This window comes from uncultured Paraglaciecola sp. (assembly GCF_963977085.1).
Classification (GTDB): domain Bacteria; phylum Pseudomonadota; class Gammaproteobacteria; order Enterobacterales; family Alteromonadaceae; genus Paraglaciecola.
On the sequence record NZ_CAXBNC010000002.1, the window covers coordinates 246,421 to 272,763 of the forward strand.

Sequence of the window (26,343 nt, forward strand, 5' to 3'; positions counted from 1 at the left end):
TATCAGTCTAGTTTTTAAAGTTTAATCTTTTCTCCAGTTAGCGCACGGCTCTTTCAGAGCCATTCCCCTAAGCCCGATCTAGTAATAGTGTCGGGCCTTTTTTTATTTGTGTTCAACAAGGCTTTAACTGTTGTAAAAAACGTTGCGCATTTTCAACATAATGTTGCGCAGATTGTTCGAGCATTTTTTGCTGCGTTTCTGGGATGGTCTTAACCACCTTTGCCGGTGATCCCATGACTAATGAGCCATCAGGGATCTGCATATTTTCGGTTATCAAACTGTTAGCACCTATTACGCAGTACCTACCAATTTTTGCTCCGTTTAGCACAACACTATTGATGCCAATCAAACTGTAATCTCCGACCTCACAGCCATGCAACATCACTTTATGACCTATGGTGACTCCTCTGCCTATAATAAGAGGTATGCCATGATCGGTATGCAATACTGAACCATCTTGCACATTGCTATCTTCACCAATCGTAATCAGATCGCAATCACCACGCACCACAGTGTTAAACCAAACACTGCTATTTGCTTTCATGACAACTTTACCTATTATGTGGCTACCAGGGGCAACAAAAACCCCTTGTGCTAACTCAACTTTGTCATCACCTAACGAATAAATCATTACTTATCTCCAATCATACGCATGAGGCCTTCTTGCATGGTCGATGCAACTAACTTGCCTTGACGATTAAAAAACTGCCCTCTCACTAACCCTCTGGCTCCACCAGAAAACGGACTTTCAGCACAGTATAATAACCAGTCGTCAAAATCGAATGGATGATGAAACCACATCGAATGATCAATGGTGGCCATGCGCAAATTTTTATCGGTGTTTGCAATACAATGAGGATGCAGTGCTGTAGATAAAAAATGATAATCCGAGGCGTAAGCCAACATGACTTGATTGAGATTAATATTCCGAGACAATACTTCTTGTGCTTTCATCCAGATGTAACGTTTGGGCTCTTGCTTTATGGCTTTGTCAGGGGCTACAAAGTCAACAGTGCGCATATCGATTGGTTTGTGATAACCACTGCTATCACTCATACGCTCCGACATTTCTTGAGTCTTAGACAATAGTTTGATGTCTGACTCTATTTCTTCTGGCGGTAGCACGTTTGGCATAACCGCATATTGATGTTCAAGTCCTTTTTCAGGAGATTGAAAGGATGCAGTCATATAGAATATATTTCTGCCGTTTTGAATCGCTTTCACTCTTCTAGTGGAGAAACTACGACCATCACGCACATTCTCTACATCAAACACCACGGGCTTATTGGCATCACCTGGCAACAAAAAATAGCTATGAAATGAATGTGTGATGCGACCTTCAGGCAAAGTCAACTGCGCGGCAGCGAGCGCTTGGCCTAATACCTGTCCACCAAATAAGGCTCGAAAACCTAAATCCCAACTTTGTCCTCGAAACAAACCTTCTTCAAGTTTGTCTAGGGTTAATAATTCTACTAATTTGACTTCTGGCATAAATTCTCTGTTTGTTTCGTACGTATTTAAATTTTACCCTAATTCTTTTGACGCGGGTCTTTAGGGTAAAATCTATCAGGTAATTGACTTTGATGGGTAAAAAATCTTGTGTCTTTAAAAGGCAGCTTCATAAAACCAGAGATACCAAGCCCCTCAATGGTTGGAATAAGATCAATGACGTCTTTTAATAAACTCTTAAATTCCAATTCCATACTGTGATTTAACAGTTTGTAATCGCTATGTATTTTAAGATGAGTCGGTAAAGATTCAAATATAATACAGCCAGTATGATGGATGCTATTTAATTGCCTTATCACGGCCATTAATTCTAAAGGCAAGGTTAATAATTCATCGGGATCATCACCATCCTCAAAATATGAATGCATTCGACTGTCGTGTTCTGAAAGAGACACTTCACTGAGTTCAAATGGTATTTGCATTGTCCGTTCTGGAATAAATACACTGTGCTCATCACTGCGCTCAACATGTAAGGTATCACGCGCATTGAACATACAGCACTTAAACACACCAATTCGATTAATGGCCCTAGCAAAATGAACTATGTTATTGAGAGACGCTTCAAAGGACTTTATAAGCGTTAAATCGTATAAATTCAGGCTAGAATCTATAAACACCCCTGATTTTTCCCATCTAACCGCTAATCCTCCGACTAAGGGATACTTACCTAATCGACTCACCGCTGCTACAAATGCTTTTTCAGTATCTCCCATGCCTTGCATATAATTTTTATAATATCGCTCAAACTGGGCATCATCAATTAATCTAAGCTCTTGCTCTGCCTCAATCCTTAAAAAGGATTTTCGCGAGCTGTATACTACTGTGTCTATTTCTTTTACATGGGGACTGACTCTAGAAGGGATTAAAGAAACGTGATCAGGTTGTATAGCTTCATTCAATACGACATTTTTCATATATTGCATGTTATGAATAAAATAATCGCCGCCTTGCTCTCGTAACTTAGGGGAGTCACTCATCATAGCGGTTAGTGTTTTGGCAAGTTCTTGGGGTAAACCTAAGGAGTTTGGAGTAATAACCTTATGTCCAAATCGACTAGATTGACCTGAGGCCAAGGCATAAAGTGTACTTGCCAATCCTTGTTCGTCAAAGCGCACAGAAGATAGGCCTCCGTTGAGTTGATCATCACCAATAAAATACACATCACCAAGGCGCGCGTTAGTTTGTTGCATGTCACTAGACATCAAATCCATCACGTTGTTACCTACAAACTGTCCTTGATGATCAAGCTGAGCAAAAACCGACGATCCCCAATCTATTAACCCCACTTTTTCACTGGATTCATCAAACACAATATTTGATGGTTTAATATCCCCATGAACTATAGGTTTGCTTTGACCTTGCTGTTGATGTCCACGTAAATACAACAAAATATCAGCCAGTTGCGCCGCAATTTTAATTACCAATCGAACTGATAAAGGTCCATATTTAAGGGAAATTTTTTCTAAATCTTCACCTTTTGCCCTGTCCATGACTAACACTGATTGTTTTTTGATTTTTTGATATTCAATTAATCGTGGTACATAAGGATGAGAAACCAAACTCAACATATAGGCTTCTTCTTCCAATCGGTCTTGCACGTGTTGCGGTAGATTAATGCGCGAAAATTTAAACACCTGCTGCAGAGGTTGAATAGCATTCTGAGAGCCATTCCTTTTGGCAACCGTTCCCGCAAAAGCAAACCCAAAAGCTCCTTTACCGATTAATTCAATCTCTTGATAACCCAGAAGCTGCAATTGCTCGGTACATAACTTAAACCAATCTTTTAGTTTCTTCGCATCCTTATGGGACAGCAAATAGATAGACTGTTCATCAGGAATATAAAAATGTTTTATATTTTCAGCTGTCATCTTCTCAGGATTGCCAATTATTCCGCAATTAACCATTCAACGTTGAAAGACGCGCCATCGTTTTGTGCCAATAATGGCGTGAGTTCTAGTAAACTTTGTTTTATGTGATGATCTAATTGCCAAGGGGCATTTATAATGGCCATGCCAGAGCCATACATACCTCCAGCCTCATCAGCAGAGGTTACGCATAACTCTATTTTAAGTAAATTTTTAAAAGAATGTTGGCTTAAGCTATCAAGCATCGCTTCACTTTTACCTTTTTTACTGACACTACTAGCAAAACTCGTATTCGCGGTGTTCATGTCACTCGGCTTTCTATCACTCACAAGAGGATACCAAATCCCATAAATGGCAGAATTCCATTTCTTATGGGCTGCAACTACAGTATCGACAACTTGCTGATACTCACTCGCCACTTCATAAGAAGGATCAATTAGTACTATACCTCGTTGCATATCTGGTGGGGTTAAGGCTAATAAGCCTTCATATCCATCTCTATGATGGATCGCGATGTTTTTACCGCCCATATTACTTTTAAGGTTGAGTATCTCTTGATTGTGCCATTCCATTAGCACTAACTTATCCTGTGAACGAAGCATAGATTTAGCAATTTCTGGCGAACCCGGATACTGATTAAAAGCTTTATACGCAGAAACCAAAGACAAGTAGTGATTAATAGCTTCATTTTTAACCGGCTTCCCAATTAAACGTTCAATGCCCTGCTTAAATTCATTGGTTTTACGTGCTTCATCTGAGTTCAATTGATAAATCCCAGCGCCGCTGTGGGTATCAAAATAACAAAAGCCTTTGTCTTTACTTTTTAGTTTCTCAATTAACAACATCTGGCAAAGGTGTTTTAAAACATCACCATGATTACCTGCATGAAAACTATGTCGATAACTTAACAATAGTGAATTCCTTACTTTAACTGTGTGACAAAAATTGGGCTTAGGGGCTGTTGACCTTGCATATGTCGTTGAGACTGAGGTCGTTTATGTAGTTACCGAGACGTTTATCTTTGGTTTAGCCATTCTAAACCAAAGATGAAAAAGCAAGGTAGACTAATAAATGGACCATAAATCGGTTATCGACCTAAAGTGTTTTCCTCAAACGTTTTCATAACACGTTAAACCCTTCTATTTACATAGCCAAAGTTTACCTGTTTTTGCTTTATTGAAAATATTCTGAGGAAAATCTCGGCCATATATGAAAGGTCAATAACCTCTTATCTTAAAGCAAAAGTAAACCCTCTGTTAGCGGGTTTATCACTAAATTTAATTGACTATCTAGTTATAGCCAACATTGTGAGAGGATTTTCCAAGTAAGATTTCCACAGATTGTTAAATCTCACCATAGTAGCGCCATCTATAATCCGATGATCTCCAGACCAACTCACATGCATGATATTAACCGCCTTTACCGCATCATTTTCATCAAACCTAGGTAATCTCTGAATTTTACCTAGGGCAACGATGGCTGATTCTGGCGCATTAATAACCGGAGTGGCAACTGTACCGCCTAGTACTCCAATGTTTGAAATACTAATGGTTCCTCCCTTTAAATCGGTATTACTTAATCTGCCTTGACGTGCAAGCTCCACTAGCTCGTTTGATTTCTTAGCAATCTCCAATAAAGATAGGCGCTGCACACCTTTGATGTTTGGCACTACTAGACCGACTTTAGAGTCAACTGCTATTCCAATATTATGATCGTCAAAATAAGTCACTTCGCTGCAATCAGCATTAACTTGGCTATTTATGATTGGAAATTTTTCTAATGCCAAAGACATGGCTTTGATAAAAAATGGCATAAAACTAAGCTTAATACCTTCTTTTTCAAACGACCCTTTTATTTGTCCCCTAGCCTGCATCAAATTATCCATTTCAATTTCTTCACTGACACTAAAATGTGGCACTGTAAAAACAGAATGCATCATATGTTTTGCCATAACCGCTTTGATCCCGCGAATAGGCTCTACACGTTTACCACCTGTTGTCTCAAATCTCGCAGAAGTTGATAATATTTCCGGTGACGAAACAGACGTAAGATCATCTTTTAACACTCGGCCCTTATCGCCACTGCCCGCAACCTGAGACAGGTCAATTTCTAACTCTCTTGCTAACCGCCTGACTGCGGGGCTTGCTAGCGCTTTACCTGATGCTGGTTTAGCAGTATCTATATCCCCTTGTTTAGCAGCTAATTTAGTGGCGGTTGGTATATTATCGTCAACTTGTTTTTGAACAACAGCCGTTTCCTGCGGCTGCCCATCATCTGCATTAATTTGCATTTCAAACAAAGGCGAATGCACTTTGGCAATGTCACCTTCAGCATAATATAGCTTAGTAACTTGCCCGCTGTACTTAGCTGGTATTTCTACCAATGCCTTGTCAGTCATGACTTCAACAACGGGTTGGTCTTCTATAATAGTTTGGCCTTGTGTAACTAACCACTTGACCACTTCGCATTCCACAATGCCTTCACCAATATCCGGTAGAATAAAATCTTGCATACTTTGATCCTTAATATTGACCTAAAAATTGACGGTGCGTTTAATCGCTTCGAAGGTTTTTAGGTGGTCTGGCATATATTCTTTTTCATGAGCCAAGGGATAAGGTGTATCTAATCCACATACTCGGCATATAGGCGATTCTAGATTAAGGAAACACCTCTCCTGAACACTTGCAGCAATTTCGCTAGCAAAACCCGCAGTTAGTGGCGCTTCGTGATTGATTAACAAACGCCCTGTTTTTTCAACAGAACGGCAAACCGTCTCACTATCCCAAGGTAATATGCTCTGTAAATCAATCACCTCACAGGAAATGCCTTGCTCTTCAGCCATAACCGCCGCTTTTTCGATGATTTCCACTTGTGCCCCCCATGCCAACAAAGTGATATCTGAGCCTAATTTGACAACATCTGCCTTACCCAGTGGTAATTGGTAGTCATCTTCTGGCACTTCGCCCACTGAGGCTCTATACAATCGTTTTGGCTCCATAAAAAGCACAGGATTATCATCGCGGATGGAAGCGAGTAACAAACCTTTTGCCTGATAAGGATTACGAGGGACTATCACTTTAATGCCAGGAACATGGGCAAAAAACGCTTCTGGTGACTGTGAATGATAATGACCACCTGCAATACCACCACCGTATGGCGTGCGGATAGTAAGCGTACCGCATGAAAACTGCCCGCCAGAACGATACCGAAACTTAGCTGTTTCATTTACAATTTGATCAAAGGCAGGAAAAATATAATCAGCGAACTGAATTTCAGCGACAGGTACAGAGCCCTGTGCGGCAAGGCCCGTAGCAAAACCTATTATGCCTTGTTCTGTTAAAGGCGTATTAAAACAACGACCTTTACCAAAGGTTTGCTGAAGGTTACTGGTGGCTCTAAACACACCACCAAAGTGGCCTACGTCTTCCCCAAATACCATGACTTTTTCATCATCATTCATGGCTGTAATGAGTGCATTATTCACAGCCTGCAGCATATTCATTTTAGCCATCTTATAGCCTCCCTGACGTTTTTGGATAGGCTTCTGGGTACAATTCAATATGTGTTTTTAAATCGGCTAATTGTGCCTTTAAGTGCCAAGGTGGTGAATCGTATACGTCCTCAATTATTTGCTCTATGGGACAAATAGGCACTTGTTCAGCTAGCTTAAGCTGTTTCAAAATTTCTTGCCTAGTGTCATCGATAAATGCCAGATTTTGGTCTTCATTCAGCCAGCCTTTGGACTCTATCCAGCGTTTAAATCGTTGTAACGGATCCTTTAAGCGCCATCGTTCTTCTTCATCTTTTGAACGATAACCTGTTGGATCATCTGAAGTGGAATGAGCCGCTAATCTATAGGTCATGGCTTCAATCAGTACTGGGCATTGCTGTTCTAGCGCAATTTTTCTTGCCTCTTGGGTAGCGGAATAAACCGCGAGAACATCGTTACCATCTACACGAATCGTTCTTACTCCATAACCTATACCTCTGGAAGCTATACCATCACCTGCAAATTGTTCTTCTGATGGTGTTGAAATGGCGTAACCATTATTACGACAGAAGAAGATTACTGGGCAATCTAGAACAGCCGCCATATTGAGACCAGCGTGGAAATCCCCTTCTGAGGCTGCGCCTTCGCCAAAATAACAAATAGTAACTGCATCGTGTCCGGCCATTTTCTGACCGTAAGCATAACCACTTGCCTGAGGAATTTGTGTGCCTAAAGGAGATGAAATGGTCATAAAGTTAAGGGCTTTAGAGCCATAATGGATAGGCATTTGTCGCCCTTTATTCAGCTCATTTTGATTGCTAAACATTTGATCCATAAATTCTTTGCTGGTAAATCCTCGATACGCCAATGCGCCTTGCTCTCGATATTGGGACATGATCATATCCTGTGGTTCAAGCGCTGCAGCACTGCCTATAGTGGATGCTTCTTCACCGGTACAGGCCAGATAAAAGCTTATCCTTCCTTGGCGCTGCGCCGCGACCATCCTTTCGTCTAACAACCTTATATATTGCATGGTATGCAGAATTTTTAAGGAACATTGCTCAGTAATAGCCGGACATTCTGCTTCTGGATGAACTGAACCGTCTGGTTGTAAGACTTGCAGCATTGGAATATCAATTAGGCCATTCTCAATGATTTTAACCTGATGAATCAGCCCAATATTGGCTAAATGATTTCTGTCTTTCATTTATTTGCCTATATCTCTTATATACACAAAGAGTGAGTATGTATATTAATTGTAATTAGGATGTAAATAGTAGATGAATATTAAAAGTTTGGTCTTGCCAAATAGGCTTTATAGGGAAGAATAAAAAGAATAGAACCACTATTAAGTTAATAAAAACATGATATCTATCCTACTTTCAAATAACTCGAAGGCATTTTTAAGTTATTTGGCGAGATATCCTTCTATACCACCAATTTTGGGGTAAATTAACTGCTGTAGCCATGATGTAAACAACAATTACAAAAGGACGTCATTTTGAAAAAAACACCTTTGAGCGCGATAATGTTAGCCTTATCGGCCACTTTACTCAGTTGTAATTACAACTCAAACAATGTCACAGTCAAACCAACCACAAAAACACAAGATGCCAAACAATTTGTGGAAAATGCGCAACTAGCGTTACAAAAAGTCAGATTGCCATCAGCACAAGCTGCTTGGGTCTATCAGACTCATATCAACCAAGACACAGCGGCGTTATCGGCATATTTATCTGAAAAAAGTAGCAGCCTATCGTCCGAGTTAGCGAAGCAATCGGCAGCATTTAATGATGTAAAAGTAGACTCAGATACACGTAGAAAATTAGAGTTGATGCGTAATAGTTTGGTTTTACCTGCTCCAGCAGATTCCGAAAAGTCAGCTCGTTTGTCGCAGATCACGTCTGATTTAGAAGGTATGTACGGAAGTGGAAAATACTGTCGCTCTGAAAATGACTGCATGGGCTTAACAGACATGAGTAACATTATGTCTACTAGTCGCGATGAAGCACTATTGCTAGAAATGTGGCAAGGCTGGCGTCAGGTTTCTCCAGCGATGAAATCTTTATACGCAGAAGAAGTGGCTATAGCCAATGAGGGGGCCAAAGAATTAGGTTTTGCTGATATAAGTGATTTATGGCGCGGCAGCTATGACATGCCCGCTGAGGATTTTGGCAATGAATTAGACAGGTTATGGGGTCAAGTCAAACCCTTTTACGACGCATTACATTGTCATGTGCGAGCTGAATTGGGTAACCAATATGGCACAGATAAAGTGCCCCAAGACCAACCTATACCAGCGCATTTATTAGGAAATATGTGGGCACAGTCATGGGGGAATATTTATGACTTAGTTAAGCCGAAACAAGAACTAGACGTCATAGACGTCACTCAAGCCTTAGCCACTCACAATTATGATGAAATCAAAATGGTTAAGCAGGCAGAATCATTCTTTTCTTCTTTAGGTTTTGCTCCTTTACCTGACACGTTTTGGGAACGGTCTCAGTTTACTAAGCCCGCAGATCGCGAAGTGGTGTGTCATGCATCAGCATGGGATATAGATGACAAAGACGATTTACGTATCAAGATGTGTATCCAAAAAACCGGTGAAGAATTTGCGGTTATTCACCATGAATTAGGTCATAACTATTATCAACGAGCCTACAAAAACCAACCTTTGTTATATAGAGAATCAGCTAACGACGGTTTCCATGAAGCCATTGGCGACACCATTGCGTTGTCTATTACTCCTAAATATCTAAAGGAGATCGGACTAGTAGAGAATATCCCTGATGCATCAAACGACATAGGCATGTTACTCAAATTGGCATTGGATAAAATAGCCTTTGTACCTTTCGGTTTGATGGTCGATCAATGGCGCTGGAAAGTATTTTCAGGAGAAGTAAAACCTGCCGATTATAACAAAGTGTGGTGGCAGCTTAGGGAGAAATATCAAGGCGTTATGGCACCTACAGAACGCGGTGATGATGCATTTGACCCTGGCGCCAAATACCATGTACCAGCTAATACTCCTTATACCCGCTATTTTATAGCGCATATTTTACAGTTTCAATTTCATAAGACCCTGTGCGATATTTCAGGAAACACCGATCCCATACACCGTTGCTCTATCTATGGTAGCAAAGAGGCAGGTGAAGCGTTAAACAACATGTTAGAAATGGGTAAGAGTAAAACTTGGCAAGAAGCCCTGACCACTTTAACTGGCAAAGGTGAGATGGATGCCAATGCAATTCTGGCTTATTTTGCACCATTAAAAGAATGGCTCGACGAACAAAACCGTGGAAGAACCTGTGGTTTCTAATGGGATCAGAATATCCTAAGTATTAAACCCAATTCACTACTAATAAAGGAGGATTAGTAGTGAATCTAAAACTCGTATATTCCCCGTAAATAGTAGAACCCACCATTTATTCCAATAGGTGAAGTAGCGGGATAAAGTGAACCCGCCTCACCGCTATATGGATTCTGATCAGGGCGATTATCAAACAAATTTTTTGCGCCAATTGATAGTTTTAAATGACTGTTAACTTGATAATTTATGTCTAGATCTACGGTTATTTCTGAACTGGCGTAAATATCTAAACCTGCTGCTGCATCCAAGTGGTCTTCATAAAAGCCATCATAGAAATTAATTCGGATGTTACTACTTAATTTGTCAAACCTTTGGATCATGGAAAAACTCACACGGTTTGCTGGTAGATTACCTTCAAGCATTTTTATACGCTGCGGCGTAAGGTTTGACTCCACATATGAGGTACCATCCTCATGGATTCTAGGATACAGAGTCACTCTAACCACTTCAGTATCAGTCCAGTTGTACGTCAGCATTAAACGGCTTGGAATAGTAAACAAATAGGTTTCATAATTGACAACCAAATCTAAACCTTGAGTCTTAGTATCAAAATCGTTTGTGAAATATTTTGCGCTACCATAACTAATGGCTTCAGTGCTTCCAGCGGCGACTAAAGCTTGAACATCCTGTTGACTCAATGCTAAGGCAGACGTGGTGCTTATTCGATCATGGAGTTGTATATTGAAGTAGTCCAAAGTGAAATAAAACTGCTTATTGATTTCTCCCACTATTCCGAAACTTGTATTGATTGACTCTTCTGGACGTAGCGGTGTCGCACCAAGTTGTATTGATATTGCATGGGTAGGCGGCAATGTCGCTTGGTCCTCTAATCCATTAGGCGAAAAAGCGGTGGTCACATTAACCACATTACTTTGCCCTACAGTGGGTGCTTTAAATCCAGTACTTACTGAGCCACGCAGAGTTAACAAGTCATTCAAAATCATGCGTGCAGAGACCTTACCATCAAAAGTAGCTCCAAAATCAGTAAAGTCTTCATATCTGGCTGCCAGACCAAATAAAAAAGCATCACTCATATGTACTTCAAAATCAGAATAGACAGCCCAATTCCCCCTACTCCACTTTCCAGCAGATTGAGGGTTGTACCCCGGAAAACCATTAGATCCAACACCAAAGCCCTGAGATAAACCGGTATTAGGATTAAAGGCTAAATCGCCCACCACATAAGATCCTAAGTCGCCTTTTTTTTGCCGGTAACTTTCTCTTCTCCATTCAAGGCCTGTGGCAAAATTAATTTGATACTTTTTATTGATAGTAAATTGTCTAAATAAATCTAAATTAACGTTTTTTTCTAATTGGCTAGCTAATCCTGGATTAAAAGAAAATGGCGTGTTTGGCCCTAAAGAAGGATTAACGGTATGCGTTATCTGGTAATCGATCTCAGAATAACCTAACGCAACACTGAGATCGTAGTCCCAATGAGACGGGCTTTGTCCTTTGATGCCTAATACCCAAGAAGCGTCACTAATAACACCCCCGAATTGTGGCGTAAAACCTCCGGGTAAAATTTCATTGAACGAGAAACAATTTTGGCCAATTGGGGTAGAGTTATCTGCAATGAGCAGATAATTGTTATCGTCTAGCACGTTATTATCCGTGATAAGAATTTGTGGGCAACTAATACCTTGACCCATCCCGTCTAAGTCGGCGACCAATAATGTTGTTAAACCATCATTATTTTGAGCCCCTTCGAACACCCCATCTCGGGTTTGCGGATTACGAAAATAAAAGCCTCCTTGGATTTTTCTTTGCGCCAGATTGCTAAAAGAATATAATTCTTTGGACGTATCTAATTCATAACCCATATTAATTAAAAACTTCAGGTCATAGTCTACTTTAGGACTTCCCCATATTTGCACTGGATCATCAACAAAAGTATTTCCTGAGGCTATTAAGGCCAACGCATCATCTCTTTGTATACTTCTGTCGGTTGCCCCTTGTTGTTTATATTCTGTACTTATATTAATAAACCCTTGTTCATTTAGTGCAAAACCTAAGCTCCCAGTAATTTGCACTAATTCACCGTCACCTTCTCCATATTGGCCAGTTCTAACTTCAAACATCCCCCCTTGGTTATTATCATTAAGCACAAAGTTAATCACCCCAGCTATGGCATCTGAACCATACTGCGCCGCAGCACCATCTCTGAGTATCTCGATTTGATGTAAAGATGAGGCTGGGATATTACTCACATCGGCGCCCTGTGCACCATCTGATAAACCACCGCCTAAAAAAGTTATAGCTGCAGACCTATGACGCCTTTTTCCGTTGAGTAAAATTAACGTATGATCTGATGCCATCCCCCTTAAATTAGCCGGTCTAACTAAGCTCGAGGCATCATTTATAGGTTGATCATTAACATTAAAAGAAGGCATTAGAGTTGAAAGCATCGAAGTAATATCTGTGGAGCCTTGTTGAGTAAACTCAGCTACCCCAATGATGTCTAGGGGGACAGGCGAATCAATTACTGACCTAGGGGCTGATCTTGTACCTACTACTGCTATCTTTTCGATTCCACCAGTAGGAAACAGTATTTCAGTTTGTTTACTTTCTTCGAAATCCGTCGTAGCAGATGAATGTACTTTGATTATCGGTTTGACACTCAGTCCCTTTTTATCTTTAACTGGATATAACCCCGTGCCTTCTAATAGTTTGACTAACGCTAATTCAACAGAGTAATAACCACTTAACTCATTGGTCACTTCTAGCTCTGCAAGCTCAATTGGAAATAGAAGTGTGGTATTGGCTTGTTGAGCAAACAAAATTAGCGATTTGTCGGCTGATTGAGAGGGGATAGAAAATTGATACTTATTTTGGGCAAGCGTCTGAAATGAAATAATCGTTATTAAGACAACAAGTACACGCATAAAAATACAGGATAAACTGAATACAATTCGATAAGGCAGTCTAGCACGTTGATTTCGATTGGAAAACGATCAAGATTTGGCTAATTTAACACCGAAAACTGGTTAGTTAGAGATAACTTTCTGTTCCAGTGGAAAGTACTATTGTTTGTTCATCGTTTTTTTCATAGACAATATTAAAGTTGTTTTCGAGTGCAAATAACAATCCTTGTATATCACCAGCTTTAAAATAGCCCGCTACCCTTTGTTGCCTGACTTGTTCGTCTGCTAAGGTAAAATGAACTGAAGTATACCGGCTAATTTCTTGTAACGCTTCAGCCAAAGGCTCTCCATGAAACACCAACATACCTTGTTGCCAAGCTAAATCGTTCTGAACTTGTTCATTAGTCAATGTAAATGGTTGAATAGTTTGTTGGCTAATCAGTGCCTTTTGCCCCGCAATCATTAACTCCCCAGTACCTTCAAGGGGTTGTAATGATTCTTCAATAATGGCATTGGGAATGCTATCCGTTTTATTTTTAACTAACACTTTTCCATCAGTTACCAACAATTCAAACTGGTCAGCACTGTTTATTTGCATGTTAAAAGCCGTACCTACAGCGGTCACAGAGTTGCCAGCAACCTTAACAATAAATGGCCGTTTCTGGTCATGGGCAACTTCAAAGTGTGCCTCACCCCGCACTAGGTTTACATTCCTTAGGGAGTTAGAAAAATCAACCGACACCAAACTATCAGTATTTAAATGGATGACCGAGCCGTCAGCTAACGAAAGTATTCGTTGCTCACCCACCAAAGTTTCAGCATCAAGCACCACCAAAGATGGGTCATCCACAGTAGCCATAAGTTGAGAATTCACAAGCCACCCCAAACAACTAACAGCAAATACAAGGCTTGCCGCCATTCCTATGGTTTTGCTATTTGAGAATAGCTTAGTCTTACGTTGTGGATTTTCTCGCAATGGAAATAATGTACTTAATTCATTTAAGACGCTTAATTCATCCCAAGTCTGTGCTACTGAGAATAAACTTTCTCTATGGAAGCTGCTGATATTAACCCAATCTGAAAATGCCTTATTTTCAACTTCATTTAAGCCACGATCAAAGCGGCTGATCCATTCGCAGGCTTGTTGATGAATTTCTTGTTTGCTACTGAATGTTTTAACGTTATTCATTTTTTAACTGTTTTACCGTGTTTTAATACCGAAGCGACTTGTTCAGTGTCTGATTGGACTAAATTCCGCAAATATAGGGAACATTGAAATAATCCTTTAGCAACATGTTTTTCAACTGTGCTCTCACTTAATCCAATATACCCAGCGATATCCTTTTGACTCATCCCATAAACTTTTTTTAATAAAAACACCCGCTTAACTTCTACTGATAAAGTATCAGTAGCACGGCAAAAATGTAAAAAACGCTCTTTACTTTCAATCTGGCTTTCGAGACTTTTACTGGTTAAATCACTAGGCAAATTTTTCATGTCATCTAATGATTGATTTTTACGTTCACTTGCCTTGTAAACGTGATTTAGAGCTAGGTTTCTAGCTGTTGTAAGCATGTAAGTCCGTTCAAATTTTATTTCTTGCTTCAGACCCGCTTCGTAACTTTTGATAAAGGTTTCTTGAACAATATCTTCCACGTCGTCACTTTTTACAATGCCTCCTATTATTTTCGCTAAGAGAGCGCTACATTTCAAATAAGTAGTTGCCATAGTCGACTTATGCTGCATTGACTAATCCATTTAAGTTAACCAGAATTCCAGTAGTGTTAGGCACCCTGCTACCAAAGTGTTGCAACGTTAGATAGAGCAAATTATAACTGCCTTCTATTATTAAAAGAAATACAACCTTGCCATAATTGGCAAGGTTGTATGATTGGCATTTAACTAAAAGTTATAGGTTGCTTTTACATAATAAAAACCACCGTTGTAGTCGAATGGTCCACTTTCATAGAAAGCACCACCTACTACAGCTCTTGCCTCAACCTGCAATCTTTCGGCTTTTTGGTCAAACACATTATTTGCTCCAGCTGTGATAGTCACTTGATCACTTAAGAAGAAGTTAACTTCTACATCAACAGTAACGGCAGCGTCAGCAATTTCTGACCAAGTGTCAGAGGTATCATCAGCATGAGTTGCATAATACTCACCAAAATAATTGGTACGAACAAACATGCTTAACGCATCCCAGCTTTGTGAGATTGTTAGAGTAGCTCTATGGTTAGGCACACCCTTTTCTAATCTACGTACTTTACCATCACTGGTGGTATCAGGATTAAACTTATCAACACTTGTATCGTTCCAGTTATAGGCCAGTGAGAAATCAGTGTCACTACTTTCAAAAATTTCCATTGAATAATTTGCAACAACATCGACGCCTTGCGTGGTGGTATCGAAATCGTTAGCAAAATAAGTTACCGCTGATATCAATTCAGGATTCTGCACACCTAAGGCTTCTAACGCAGTATAATCTTCCGGTCTAACAGTGATTTGACTGGATTGGGTGATGCGATCTTCCACTTCGATATTGTAATAATCAAGAGTGAAGAAAAAATCACCCGATTGGTAAACACCACCAAAAGCGAAACTCGTCGAATTTTCTGGTGTTAACTCTTTACCACCATAAAATGAAGCTAATGGGTTGGTAGGAGGAGCTGTAAAGCTTTGAATTAAGTTCCCTTCAACTATAGAAGTAGCAGTGTTCACCACATTGGCTTGCCCTACTGTTGGTGCTCTAAAGCCAGTACTGCTTGACCCTCTCAATGATAATTCATCTGACACACTATATTGCAGGGTTAACTTATAATTAGTTGTATCTCCAAAGGTAGAAAAATCTTCATAACGTAACGCACCGCCTAGCAGTAAATCTTCCGTTACATAGGCTTCCACATCGACATAGGCGGCAATATTACGACGAGAATTAAGCCCAGCAGCTTCTGGGCCAAACCCTTTAAAACCATGAGAACCAATATTAAACCCTTGATCTGCAAAGGGACCCGCAATCCATGATGCTTCTTCACCTGCTATAATTTCAAAGGATTCACTTCGCCACTCTAAACCACCTGCCACATTGATTGGTTCATATAGTCCGGCTTCAACACTTTTAACTAAATCTAAATTGATGGTTTTTTCTAGTTGAATATAACTACCAGTATCAAACTCAGTAGGCGTACTAAGTCCTAAAGAAGGATTAAGTGTATTTGTTAGATTGAAAGAAGATTCACTCTTACCAATTGAACCACTTAAGTCAAACATCACCTCAGCAAGGAAACCTTCTTTAAATTCGCCTTTTGTACCAACAGCTAAAGAGGTATCAGTGATAGTTCCACCAAATGCTGGGGTATAACCACCAGGAAATATTTGGTTCATGGCGAAACAATTAGGATCGGCTACCATATCTTTATAAGCATCAGTTTCAAGCACGTTTGGTACATTGGCTGGCACAACAGCACAGGTGCGATCTGCACCTTGAGATTGGGCTATATCCCCTACTAGTAGTGTTTCACCGCCATCGATTGAATAAACGTTGCCACGGTTATGAGGGTTACGGTAATAGAATCCACCTATGGCATCACGTTCAGAGAAGTTACCAAACATGTATACTTCTTTATCATCGCCTAAATCAATGCCAGCATTAGCAAAAATTGTAATATCATCTTTTATTTCTGGATTGCCCCAAATTTGAGCAGGATCGCCAATTGATGTATTACCGGCAGCAATAAGTGCCGCCGCGTCTGTTCTTTGCCTACTACGACTGGTTGCATCTGCATTTTTCAATTGAAAACTTAAGTTTACAAAACCATCTTCCGTTAGGGGTAAACCTAGATTACCATCGATAATAGTGGCATCACCGTCGCCTTCATAATACTCGCCGCGTTTGATGGATAAAGAGCCACCATCAGCTGCATCCTTCAAAACAAAGTTCATCACACCAGCGATAGCATCGGAACCATACTGAGCGGCAGCACCGTCTCTTAATACTTCAACTTGTTTCAGCGCTGCGCTAGGAATAACAGAAATATCAGGACCTTGAGCCCCATCATTTATGCCTCCGCCTTGAAATGCAATAACAGAAGCTCTATGGCGACGTTTACCATTCACCAAAATCAGAGTACTGTCTGAAGATAAACCTCTTAAGTTTATTGGTCTAATCAGTGTTGCTGCGTCAGAAATAGGTTGAGCTCTTGAATTAAAAGAGGGCACTGAACTGATTAGCATATCAAGCATATCAACTGAACCGGATTTTGACAGTTCATCGCCGCCTATGATGTCGATTGGCACAGGTGAGTCAGCTACTGAACGAGGTGCTGCACGTGAACCTACAACGGCTATTTTTTCAACATTTTCATCTGATTCGGCTTCTTGAGCTGATACAGGGGTAACAGATACAATACTTGCTGCGGCAGACGCAGCTATAACATAACGAATATTCTTCGCTAGCTTAGTTATTGAAGTTTTCATAGTTGTTTTCCAGCTTAATATTTTTTTATAATGCTTAAAGGCAATGCTACAAAGTATCTACATTGATATGCCATTTAAGTGCTTTGTGTGTCCTGTTTTCGCCAATAAAATAACTAGGCGAATATAATTTATATACCCGTCACAGTAGAAAAACAAACGAATCAAAGAAAATAAAAAATAAATATTTTTTGATAGAGGATTTTAGTTTTTGCTTTGTCTATGCAGTGTTGAGGGGGATTTTCACTGCAAAAAAGAAACTTAGCTTGCTCTGGGACGAGGTAATTTATTTGCTCAAGTTAAGACTTGTTATAATCTTAAGCTCTGAAATACGGAGAAGGTAACGCGACCTTCTCCTATATGGGAAGTTACTTACCTAAAACTGCTATCACTTTTACTCCACAGTTTCATCAACAATGACTCCACTGACAAACTAGCGGCTAAGCCGAGTCTCTCTGGCAAGCTCTTTTTCATACTATATTTTACTGTGAATATTTTCTTGTCTTCATTGGCAGTTAGAATGTAATCATCTGAAGTTTGGATCTCATCCACTAAACCAAGTTCTTTTGCTTTAATGCCGTACCAATATTCACCAGTTGCAACTTGAGAAATATTTAACTCAGGTCTTTGAGATTGCACAAAATCTTTGAACATATGATGCACATCTTCTAGTTCAGCCTTAAATTTTTCACGACCTTGATCGTTATTTTCACCAAACATTGTCAAAGTACGTTTAAACTCACCCGCAGTGTGTTGTTCAAACTCTATATTACTTTTCTTCAATAACTTGTTGAAGTTGGGTAACTGAGCAATTACGCCGATGGAACCAATAATAGCGAACTTTGCTGCCAATACATGATCGGCAACACAGGCCATCATATAGCCACCACTGGCCGCTACTTTATCTACAGAAATGGTAAGTTTAATTTTTTTGTCTTTAATTCGTTGTAGCTGAGAGGCGGCTAAGCCGTATCCGTGCACAACCCCACCACCACTTTCAAGCCTAACTAACACTTCATCTTCAGGTTTAGCAACACATAAAATGGCAGTGATTTCTTCTCGCAAATAATCCACCTCATGGGCGTCCATCGAGCCAGAAAAGTCGATAACAAACAGCTGGCCTTTTTTCGCTTCATCAGCACCTTGGTTTTTTTGTTCCTTTTTCTTAGCCTTTAACGCTTTTTTCTGATCTTTGTGAAATTGTTTAAGTTCGTCTTTGCTTAATAACTCGGTTTTAGCAAAATCAGTTATCGACTCTAGCTTGTCGGATAAAGAACTTATTTCAAGGTTACCTTTATTTTGCTTTTGTTTGCTCACCAAACCAATGATACCGCCAAGCGCCAAAAGAATAGCAACAACTATTGTTATCGCTTTAGCGATAAATAATCCATATTCGTATAAAAATTCCAAACGGTTTTCTCCTAAAAAATGTTTTCGGTGATATGGGGGTAAAAAAGTAAAAAAAAAGCCAAGCAACAATTCTTGGCTTTGAATAATTAACCTTGAGACTTAGTTTGCCACTACTGACCTATCTTAAGTCACCCTGTTTGCGTCATCTGTGGCGATTTATAGAAGGGCCTGACTTTGCGTTTTTATGGATACTGATTGTAAAGCCTCCACCAGAAACGTGCACAAAAATAGTCTACTACTATAGACCTATCACTTTCTTACCTCAGCAATTCAGTGATACCATTTATTTATTGATTGATTTAGATATTTATTATGCATTCCTATACACCAGAAAAAAACTATTTAGATAAAAAAACCATATTAGTTACAGGGGCCGGTGACGGTATTGGCAGACAAGCAGCCCTGCACTACGCTAAATATGGCGCAACAGTGATCCTACTAGGAAAAACAGTTAAAAAATTAGAAAGTGTTTACGATGAAATCATCAACAAGGGTGGAAACCAGCCAGGAATCGTGCCTTTGGATTTAAAGGGCGCAACATCACAACACTACCGAGATATGGCCAATACCATAGGTGATCAATTTGGTTGTTTAGATGGTGTGTTACATAACGCAAGTATGTTAGGGCATTTAGGTCCGTTCGCACAAATTAGCGAGCAAGATTGGCAAAACGTCATGCAAGTTAATGTCACCAGTCAGTTTTTAATGACTCAGGCATTATTGGGGGTGTTAAAAAAGGCATCCCATGCGTCGGTTATATTTACGACTTCAAGTGTGGGTTTAAAAGGAAGAGCTTACTGGGGCCCCTATTCTATTTCTAAGTTTGCCACTCAAGGCATGATGGAAATACTCGCTGATGAATACGAAAATAGTAACATTCGATTCAATTGCATTAACCCTGGAGCTACAAAAACGGCCATGCGTGCAAAAGCCTACCCGGCGGAAAATGCTGATCAAGTGACCAAGCCAGAACAAATAATGCCGCTGTACTTGTACTTAATGGACAATCAAACCAGCAAAGAGAATGGGCAAACCTTGCATGCTCAACCTAAATGAGCAGCCTGGAAAAAACACAAAACACTTAGTGATCCATTAAAGCTATAAAAAACCGGACATTGAAGTCCGGTTTTTTATAGTGAATTATGAGGTAACTCAACTCAGGTAAAAGCCTGCCTAGCCTTGATCCATTCTTGCCCAAGTATCTCTTAACCCAACTGCCCGATTAAAGACTAACTTATCATCTTGGCTATCTTGGTCTTTGCAAAAGTAACCCGTTCTTTCAAACTGCACTGGTTTATTAAGCTGTGCATTAATCAGGTTAGGTTCAACTATCCCTTGCTTAATAACTAGAGAGTCTTGATTGATACTCCCTAAGAAATCTTCTTCTGCAGCAGGGTTAGGCACAGTAAATAATCTGTCATACAAACGTATTTCTGCTGCCACACCTTGTGAAGCAGATACCCAATGGATCACTCCCTTCACTTTTCGTCCATCAGCCGGGTCTTTGCCTAATGTATCTTTGTCGTAGCTACAATAAACTGTTGTGATATTTCCCTCTTGGTCTTTTTCAACGCGTTCTGCTTTAATCACATAAGCATTTCTTAAGCGTACTTCTTTGCCTAATACTAAACGTTTAAACTTTTTATTTGCTTCTTCTCTAAAGTCTTCCGCTTCAATAAAGATTTCTTTACTAAAAGGTACAACCCTGCTGCCCATAGCGTCATTTGCTGGGTGATTTGCGGCCATCAAATTTTCAACGTCATCACCCTGATAGTTTTCTATGACAAGCTTTAACGGTTCAAGAACAGCCATTGCTCTAGGTGCATCCGCATTTAATTCTTCTCTTAAACAGGCTTCTAACATGGACATTTCAACCATATTGTCCATTTTAGTCACGCCGATCCGTTTGCAAAACTCTCGTACAGAGGCAGAAGTGTATCCACGGCGGCGTAACCCGGCAATGGTTGGCATACGTGGATCGTCCCAACCATTAACCTGATTTTCTTCTACTAATTGAATTAATTTACGTTTACTCAATACGGTATATTCAAGATTCAGTCTTGAAAACTCATATTGATGAGGCGTGCTTTCAATAGTGATATTGCTCAACACCCAATCATATAAGCGCCTATTATCTTGAAATTCCAAGGTGCATAAAGAGTGAGTAATGCCTTCGATTGCATCAGAAATACAATGAGTAAAGTCATACATGGGGTAGATACACCACTTATCACCTGTTTGGTGATGGTGTGCAAATCTAACGCGATATAATGCAGGGTCACGCATACACATAAAGGGAGAGCTCATATCAATTTTTGCTCTAAGCAAACATTCGCCCTCTTTAAACTCGCCGTTGCGCATTTTTTCAAATAAGGCCAAATTTTCACTCGCAGACGTATCGCGATATTGACTGTTTTTACCAGGCTCCTTTAAGGTACCTCGCAATTCACGCATCAACTCTTGACTAGAGAAGTCAACGTAGGCCAACCCTTTATTTATTAACTCAACGGCAAATCCATAGAGTTGATCGAAGTAATTAGATGAATAACGTACTTCGCCACTCCAACTAAAACCTAACCAGCTTACATCTTGTTGTATCGAGTTTACGTAATCAATGTCCTCTTTTTCAGGGTTAGTGTCATCAAATCTTAAGTTACATTGACCTTGATAATCTTGTGCAATACCAAAATTAAGGCAAATAGACTTAGCATGACCTATATGAAGGTAGCCATTAGGCTCTGGTGGAAAGCGAGTCTGGATTGTAGTGTGTAAACCTTCGTTAATATCTTTATCTATGATTTGACGAATAAAATTGGTCGGACGACTGTCAGTCTCGGCCATTAATGTACCCTCTTGGTAAAACTTACGAATAATTAAGCCGGATATTATAACAGTATCAAATAGCAAGATAACAATTTTTACTCGACAAATAGCTTTATATTGACCACAGCAGTGATTGATTTCGAATTGATAAAAGACCGCAGTGTAAAAAGTCGATGTTAAATTGCCATAAAACAATCTAAGATGCTGGCATATAAAGAAATTGTTCGTGATTTTTATTTTTAGTTAGGAATGTAGTAGCCATAAATTATGAGAGATAAAGCCACTTCTTTTGATATTGCCCATCGAGCAGGTGTATCCCAATCTACAGTATCCAGAGCGCTGCGCAATAGCCCACTGGTCAATAAAGAAACACGAGACAAAATTCAAGCCATTGCCACAGAGTTAAACTATAAGGTGGATAAAAACGCCAGTAATTTGCGGCGTCAGCATAGTTTAACGCTTGCACTGTTGTTGTTTGAAGATCCAACTTCTGATGACTCTCTTATTAACCCATTTTTTCTCTCAATGTTGGGCAGCATTACCAAGGCAAGTACCAAGGCCGGTTACGATTTATTGGTATCGTTTCAAAACCTAAATGATGATTGGCACGCTGAATATGAAGATTCTAACAAAGCCGATGGCCTTATTTTGCTGGGTTACGGCGATTATATAGACTACCGCGATAAACTTTCAAAGTTGGAAGAACAAGGTACTCATTTTGTTAGATGGGGTGCACATGACGTTGACCACCCTGGCGTTTCCATTGGCTGCGATAATATGCAAGGTGGTTTTGATGTGACTCAACATATTCTTAAAACGCATCGAAACAAATTTGCCTTTATTGGTGAAGCAGGTAGTCAAGCACCTGAGTTTCTGGAGCGATATTTAGGACATTGCCAAGCATTAAAAGAAGCAGGGCTAGAGGTTAACCCTGCTATGCAATTTGATGCGATTTCTACCGAACAATCTGGTTATGGAGCGGTACAAAAACTACTCACAACGGGTTGCCCATTTGATGCCTTGTTTTGTGCTAGTGATCTGATTGCTTTAGGCGCTATGCGATGTTTACAAGAAAAAGGCCTAAGTATTCCTAAAGACATCGCCATTGCCGGTTTCGATAATATCCCTATTTCTAGTTTTGCTAACCCCGCATTAACGACTGTACATCAAAATACAAAATTGGCTGGTGAGATTTTAGTAGATAGTCTACTAAGGCTAATTAGTGGTGAAGACGTCTCCCATTACCTTATGCCAGTTGATCTAGTAGTGCGCCAATCAAGTGGCGCACAGACCTAACTATTTATTATCCATTAAACGTTGCAACTCTTTGAGTAATGGTTGATTTGATACATCCCCTTGACGCAGCCATACCTGAACTGAATGAGCTGCGACTTGGGTGTTTAGTTGTCTATTTGACTTAGCTATAGTGACTTGGTCATCGCTCATTTGGCTTACCCATTTGCCTTCTTGCATATATTTTTCAACTAAAAACTTAGTTTCTTGTTCGCCCTTATTTAACAATACTAAAGCGGTTTGCGACACACCATCTAGCATTAACACTCTATAAAACGCTGCTTTATTGCCGGCTAGTTCAATATTAACTTGCAATCCACTTTGCAAAGCGGGAACCTTTTTGCGTACATTAGCGATATCAGTCAGTGCCTTATGAATTTTATGGCTTTTTGCCAACTCTATATTACCTTGTCCATAATAGTTTCTGTTACCTTGATGCTCGGCCCTGCCACGCATAAACCCCATTTCGGAACCTTGATACACAACAGGAATGCCACGACTGGTAAATAACCAATTATGAGCATCGATAAAACCATAGTCTGATGCATTTAATCTTGGCATATCGTGGTTATCGTAAAAAGTCGTTAACTCATAGGGATTGGTGTACGGCCCATGGGTTAAATGCAAATAGTCAACTAATTCAGAAAAGTCACTCTGAGGGTTTTCAAAAGTGCTTACAAGTGCATTTTTCCCTACAAAGTCTAGTACGCTAATACCGCCATTTTTAGCTAAAGTATGCTGGGCTAAGAAGTTGGCATCATGATTAAAGCTTTCACCAAACATAAAAAAGTCGGGATGTTTTGCCCGCACTTTGTCAGACATAAGCCGCCAAAACGCATGTGGCACATGTTTAATAGTATCGATACGAAACGCATCAGCACCCTGCTCTATCCAGTATAAATAGGAATTAATCAAATAATCTTGTAGTGCGGGGGCAGTATCATTGAGATTAGATAACTGCATGATATCTGGAGTAGTGTGAAACATTTTGTGCAAAGGATTGTTAATGTCCAACTCTTCGGGTTTGAGGTTTTGATGATCAGCGACCAAGTTGCCGTCAATGTCATACAACTCACCAAACTTAGGTTGATCCACTGGCATATCAAAAGACGGGGAACCATGATTTGCCACAATATCAAATACTGATTTTAATCCAAATTGGTCACGCATCTGTTGGGTATACTCTTTATACCCTAAGTGCTGTGATGGATAATGTTCGTCAATTTGATAAAAATTATTGGCCCAATAACCGTGATAGCCTGTTTTTCCGCCATCTTTAAAGGCCCCCCCAAATTCGATAGGTTCACCGCCTGAAAAGGCCTGATCTGGATTATCTAGAATCGGAGTTAACCACACAGCGGTAAACCCCATATCGCTAATGTATTGACCATTGTCCAATACACCTTGCAGATCGCCACCTAAGTATCCCACATTAGCGACTTGTCCATTGTCACCATTAAGTGGTAAATCAAAAGTTGGCCAATCACCGCCTTGCTGCTCTTGATTGTTTGTTGGGTCGCCATCTACAAAACGGTCCGTCATGACAAAATAAACGGCTTCTTTGGCAAAGGGATCTTTGGTTCCATAGAAGGCTTGAATGGATGGATTATGGTCAGTACCAGTATTAAATTTTTGCTGAGTATCTGCAGGTTGGCAAGACAACATCAAAAAACAAGATACAATTGTGATACCAACTAAATGGTTATTAGAACTTAACAAAGTTTTCTTCCTATTCTGGGATTTTTACGCGCAGGGTCATCACACCCGCGATTAACATACTGCAACCACCTATCACTAAAGCGTAAACAGGTTGGTTATCAAATACCTTAGTAATTAGAAAACCTAATATACTGGCGGCTAAAATTTGCGGAATGACTATAAAAAAGTTGAATATCCCCATATATACCCCCATTTTTTTTGCGGGCAAAACATTGGATAAAATCGCATAAGGTACCGACAAAATTGAAGCCCAAGCAAAACCAACCCCAACCATGGACAACACTAACCAAGCTGGATCTTTGATAAATATAAAAGAAATAAAGCCAATTCCCCCCAAAGACAGATTAATTAAGTGGGCAAACTGTAAGTTTGAGAATCGTACAATTATCGGAATAATAATCGCCGCAAATATTGATACACCATTGTAAGTAGCCATTAAAATGGAAACCCAATCTGCACCTTCGTTATAAATAGCGGAGGTGACATCTGTACTTGAGTAATGAAACGAAGTAACCGCAGAGTTGGTATAGATCCACATTGCAAACAAAGGAAACCACGAGAAAAATTGCACTACAGCCAATTGCCGCATAGCTTGAGGCATTGCAAACAAATCGTTCATGACTTCTGAAAAGCCGTTATTGATTCGGGCCTTTTTACTTAAATAACCTGCTATTAATTGGCAGACACCAAAGGCCGCTAGCCCCCCTGCCATAATAAACAAATTTTTATCTAAGCTATCGATATTGCCAGCAATCACAAAAAATAAAATTAACCCAATAACTAAATATATTAGGCCGCCTTTTAAATAAGCTTGACTGGAACGAACACTTTGTGGCGCAGTTGCGGTGCCATCTGCTGCAGATTGCGCCTCTTCATAAGCCGCAAGTAGCTCTGGTGAATATTCTTTAGTGGATACTACTGTCCAAAGTACAGCCAGCAAAAATATACTGCCACCTGCATAGAAAGAAAATTTAACGGAATCAGGGATCATCCCAGCCGGTGCAACATTACTAATATCGAACCAATTGGTCATCATCCAAGGCAAAGCTGAAGCAACTACAGCACCCACACCAATAAAAAACGTTTGCATGGCATAACCCATAGCTCGCTGTTTTTTCGGTAACATATCACCAACAAAGGCTCTAAAGGGCTCCATTGAGACATTAATAGAGGCATCCATTATCCATAACATGCCAGCCGCTAACCAAAGTGTTGGGGAATTCGGCATGATAAACAACGACAAACTTGCGGCGATTGCTCCCCATAAAAAATAGGGCCGTCTTCGTCCTAAACGATTCCAAGTATTGTCACTCAAATAACCAATAATAGGCTGAACAATCAGCCCAGTAATTGGTGCAGCCACCCATAAAATAGCGAGGTTACTATAGTCTGCACCTAAGGCTTCAAAGATACGGCTAACGTTAGAATTCTGTAAGGCAAAGCCAAATTGAATACCTAAAAATCCAAAACACATGTTCCAGATTTGCCAAAAGTTTAATTGGGGTTTTGTTTTCTGCATTAAAT

Annotated in this window: 18 protein-coding genes; 3 read left to right on the forward strand and 15 right to left on the reverse strand. The window is 39.9% G+C overall.

What is annotated here, in order from left to right; translation table 11 throughout:
- Nucleotides 1-112: 112 nt before the first annotated feature.
- The 7 genes from AAC000_RS03605 to AAC000_RS03635 all read right to left on the reverse strand — a co-directional run bounded on the left by AAC000_RS03605 (nt 113) and on the right by AAC000_RS03635 (nt 8,071).
- Nucleotides 113-631: a gamma carbonic anhydrase family protein gene (locus AAC000_RS03605; protein ID WP_339720180.1), complete on the reverse strand. Its 519-nt coding sequence runs from the start codon at nt 629-631 to the stop codon at nt 113-115.
- The gene (locus AAC000_RS03610) at nt 631-1,491 is read right to left on the reverse strand and encodes an acyl-CoA thioesterase domain-containing protein (protein WP_339720181.1); all 861 of its coding nucleotides are present in this window, start codon (nt 1,489-1,491) and stop codon (nt 631-633) included. Before AAC000_RS03610 ends, AAC000_RS03605 begins: the two co-directional genes overlap by 1 nt.
- Nucleotides 1,492-1,529: 38 nt before the next feature.
- Nucleotides 1,530-3,377, reverse strand: a complete 1,848-nt coding sequence (locus AAC000_RS03615) for a protein kinase (protein ID WP_339720182.1) — start codon at nt 3,375-3,377, stop codon at nt 1,530-1,532.
- Between the two features lie 17 nt (nt 3,378-3,394).
- Complete coding sequence (gene rlmJ / locus AAC000_RS03620; RefSeq protein WP_339720183.1) at nt 3,395-4,285, reverse strand: 23S rRNA (adenine(2030)-N(6))-methyltransferase RlmJ; 891 nt, start codon at nt 4,283-4,285, stop codon at nt 3,395-3,397.
- A gap of 374 nt (nt 4,286-4,659) precedes the next feature.
- Nucleotides 4,660-5,886, reverse strand: a complete 1,227-nt coding sequence (locus AAC000_RS03625) for a 2-oxo acid dehydrogenase subunit E2 (protein ID WP_339720185.1) — start codon at nt 5,884-5,886, stop codon at nt 4,660-4,662.
- A gap of 21 nt (nt 5,887-5,907) precedes the next feature.
- Nucleotides 5,908-6,885, reverse strand: coding sequence for a transketolase C-terminal domain-containing protein (locus AAC000_RS03630; protein ID WP_339720186.1), 978 nt, complete (start codon nt 6,883-6,885; stop codon nt 5,908-5,910).
- Between the two features lies 1 nt (nt 6,886).
- Nucleotides 6,887-8,071, reverse strand: coding sequence for a thiamine pyrophosphate-dependent dehydrogenase E1 component subunit alpha (locus AAC000_RS03635; protein ID WP_339720187.1), 1,185 nt, complete (start codon nt 8,069-8,071; stop codon nt 6,887-6,889).
- Nucleotides 8,072-8,362: 291 nt separating this feature from the next.
- Between AAC000_RS03635 and AAC000_RS03640 the strand changes: the two genes are divergently transcribed.
- Complete coding sequence (locus tag AAC000_RS03640; RefSeq protein ID WP_339720377.1) at nt 8,363-10,186, forward strand: M2 family metallopeptidase; 1,824 nt, start codon at nt 8,363-8,365, stop codon at nt 10,184-10,186.
- Nucleotides 10,187-10,251: 65 nt separating this feature from the next.
- On the opposite strand, the gene AAC000_RS03645 is transcribed toward AAC000_RS03640, so the two are convergent.
- The 5 genes from AAC000_RS03645 to sohB all read right to left on the reverse strand — a co-directional run bounded on the left by AAC000_RS03645 (nt 10,252) and on the right by sohB (nt 18,984).
- Nucleotides 10,252-13,122: a TonB-dependent receptor gene (locus AAC000_RS03645; protein ID WP_339720189.1), complete on the reverse strand. Its 2,871-nt coding sequence runs from the start codon at nt 13,120-13,122 to the stop codon at nt 10,252-10,254.
- A gap of 106 nt (nt 13,123-13,228) precedes the next feature.
- Nucleotides 13,229-14,290 (reverse strand): FecR domain-containing protein, encoded by a 1,062-nt coding sequence (locus AAC000_RS03650; RefSeq protein WP_339720190.1) that lies wholly within the window; start codon nt 14,288-14,290, stop codon nt 13,229-13,231.
- The gene (locus AAC000_RS03655) at nt 14,287-14,829 is read right to left on the reverse strand and encodes an RNA polymerase sigma factor (RefSeq protein ID WP_339720192.1); all 543 of its coding nucleotides are present in this window, start codon (nt 14,827-14,829) and stop codon (nt 14,287-14,289) included. Before AAC000_RS03655 ends, AAC000_RS03650 begins: the two co-directional genes overlap by 4 nt.
- A 174-nt stretch (nt 14,830-15,003) precedes the next feature.
- Nucleotides 15,004-17,577, reverse strand: coding sequence for a TonB-dependent receptor (locus AAC000_RS03660; protein ID WP_339720194.1), 2,574 nt, complete (start codon nt 17,575-17,577; stop codon nt 15,004-15,006).
- A 369-nt stretch (nt 17,578-17,946) separates the two neighbouring features.
- Complete coding sequence (gene sohB / locus AAC000_RS03665) at nt 17,947-18,984, reverse strand: protease SohB (RefSeq protein WP_339720196.1); 1,038 nt, start codon at nt 18,982-18,984, stop codon at nt 17,947-17,949.
- Nucleotides 18,985-19,296: 312 nt separating this feature from the next.
- On the opposite strand from sohB, the gene AAC000_RS03670 reads away from it, so the two are divergent.
- Complete coding sequence (locus AAC000_RS03670; RefSeq protein WP_339720198.1) at nt 19,297-20,040, forward strand: YciK family oxidoreductase; 744 nt, start codon at nt 19,297-19,299, stop codon at nt 20,038-20,040.
- A gap of 117 nt (nt 20,041-20,157) precedes the next feature.
- Here AAC000_RS03670 and glnS read toward each other — a convergent pair whose 3' ends face one another.
- Nucleotides 20,158-21,825: a glutamine--tRNA ligase gene (gene glnS, locus AAC000_RS03675; protein ID WP_339720199.1), complete on the reverse strand. Its 1,668-nt coding sequence runs from the start codon at nt 21,823-21,825 to the stop codon at nt 20,158-20,160.
- A 249-nt stretch (nt 21,826-22,074) separates the two neighbouring features.
- Here glnS and AAC000_RS03680 point away from each other — a divergent pair, with 249 nt between their 5' ends.
- Nucleotides 22,075-23,103: a LacI family DNA-binding transcriptional regulator gene (locus tag AAC000_RS03680; RefSeq protein ID WP_339720200.1), complete on the forward strand. Its 1,029-nt coding sequence runs from the start codon at nt 22,075-22,077 to the stop codon at nt 23,101-23,103.
- On the opposite strand, the gene AAC000_RS03685 is transcribed toward AAC000_RS03680, so the two are convergent.
- Nucleotides 23,104-24,765 (reverse strand): alpha-amylase family glycosyl hydrolase, encoded by a 1,662-nt coding sequence (locus AAC000_RS03685; RefSeq protein WP_339720379.1) that lies wholly within the window; start codon nt 24,763-24,765, stop codon nt 23,104-23,106.
- A gap of 64 nt (nt 24,766-24,829) precedes the next feature.
- A complete protein-coding gene (locus AAC000_RS03690; protein WP_339720202.1) occupies nt 24,830-26,338 on the reverse strand; it encodes an MFS transporter in 1,509 nt (502 codons plus the stop codon).
- Between the last annotated feature and the right edge of the window lie 5 nt (nt 26,339-26,343).

Bases quoted from the DNA above. Each gene is read 5' to 3' on its own strand.
- AAC000_RS03605 (WP_339720180.1), bottom strand. From the start codon at position 631: ATGATTTATTCGTTAGGTGATGACAAAGTTGAGTTAGCACAAGGGGTT.
- AAC000_RS03610 (WP_339720181.1), bottom strand. From the start codon at position 1,491: ATGCCAGAAGTCAAATTAGTAGAATTATTAACCCTAGACAAACTTGAA.
- AAC000_RS03615 (WP_339720182.1), bottom strand. From the start codon at position 3,377: ATGACAGCTGAAAATATAAAACATTTTTATATTCCTGATGAACAGTCT.
- AAC000_RS03625 (WP_339720185.1), bottom strand. From the start codon at position 5,886: ATGCAAGATTTTATTCTACCGGATATTGGTGAAGGCATTGTGGAATGC.
- AAC000_RS03630 (WP_339720186.1), bottom strand. From the start codon at position 6,885: ATGGCTAAAATGAATATGCTGCAGGCTGTGAATAATGCACTCATTACA.
- AAC000_RS03635 (WP_339720187.1), bottom strand. From the start codon at position 8,071: ATGAAAGACAGAAATCATTTAGCCAATATTGGGCTGATTCATCAGGTT.
- AAC000_RS03645 (WP_339720189.1), bottom strand. From the start codon at position 13,122: ATGCGTGTACTTGTTGTCTTAATAACGATTATTTCATTTCAGACGCTT.
- AAC000_RS03650 (WP_339720190.1), bottom strand. From the start codon at position 14,290: ATGAATAACGTTAAAACATTCAGTAGCAAACAAGAAATTCATCAACAA.
- AAC000_RS03655 (WP_339720192.1), bottom strand. From the start codon at position 14,829: ATGGCAACTACTTATTTGAAATGTAGCGCTCTCTTAGCGAAAATAATA.
- AAC000_RS03660 (WP_339720194.1), bottom strand. From the start codon at position 17,577: ATGAAAACTTCAATAACTAAGCTAGCGAAGAATATTCGTTATGTTATA.
- AAC000_RS03670 (WP_339720198.1), top strand. From the start codon at position 19,297: ATGCATTCCTATACACCAGAAAAAAACTATTTAGATAAAAAAACCATA.
- glnS (WP_339720199.1), bottom strand. From the start codon at position 21,825: ATGGCCGAGACTGACAGTCGTCCGACCAATTTTATTCGTCAAATCATA.
- AAC000_RS03680 (WP_339720200.1), top strand. From the start codon at position 22,075: ATGAGAGATAAAGCCACTTCTTTTGATATTGCCCATCGAGCAGGTGTA.
- AAC000_RS03685 (WP_339720379.1), bottom strand. From the start codon at position 24,765: ATGTTGTCTTGCCAACCTGCAGATACTCAGCAAAAATTTAATACTGGT.
- AAC000_RS03690 (WP_339720202.1), bottom strand. From the start codon at position 26,338: ATGCAGAAAACAAAACCCCAATTAAACTTTTGGCAAATCTGGAACATG.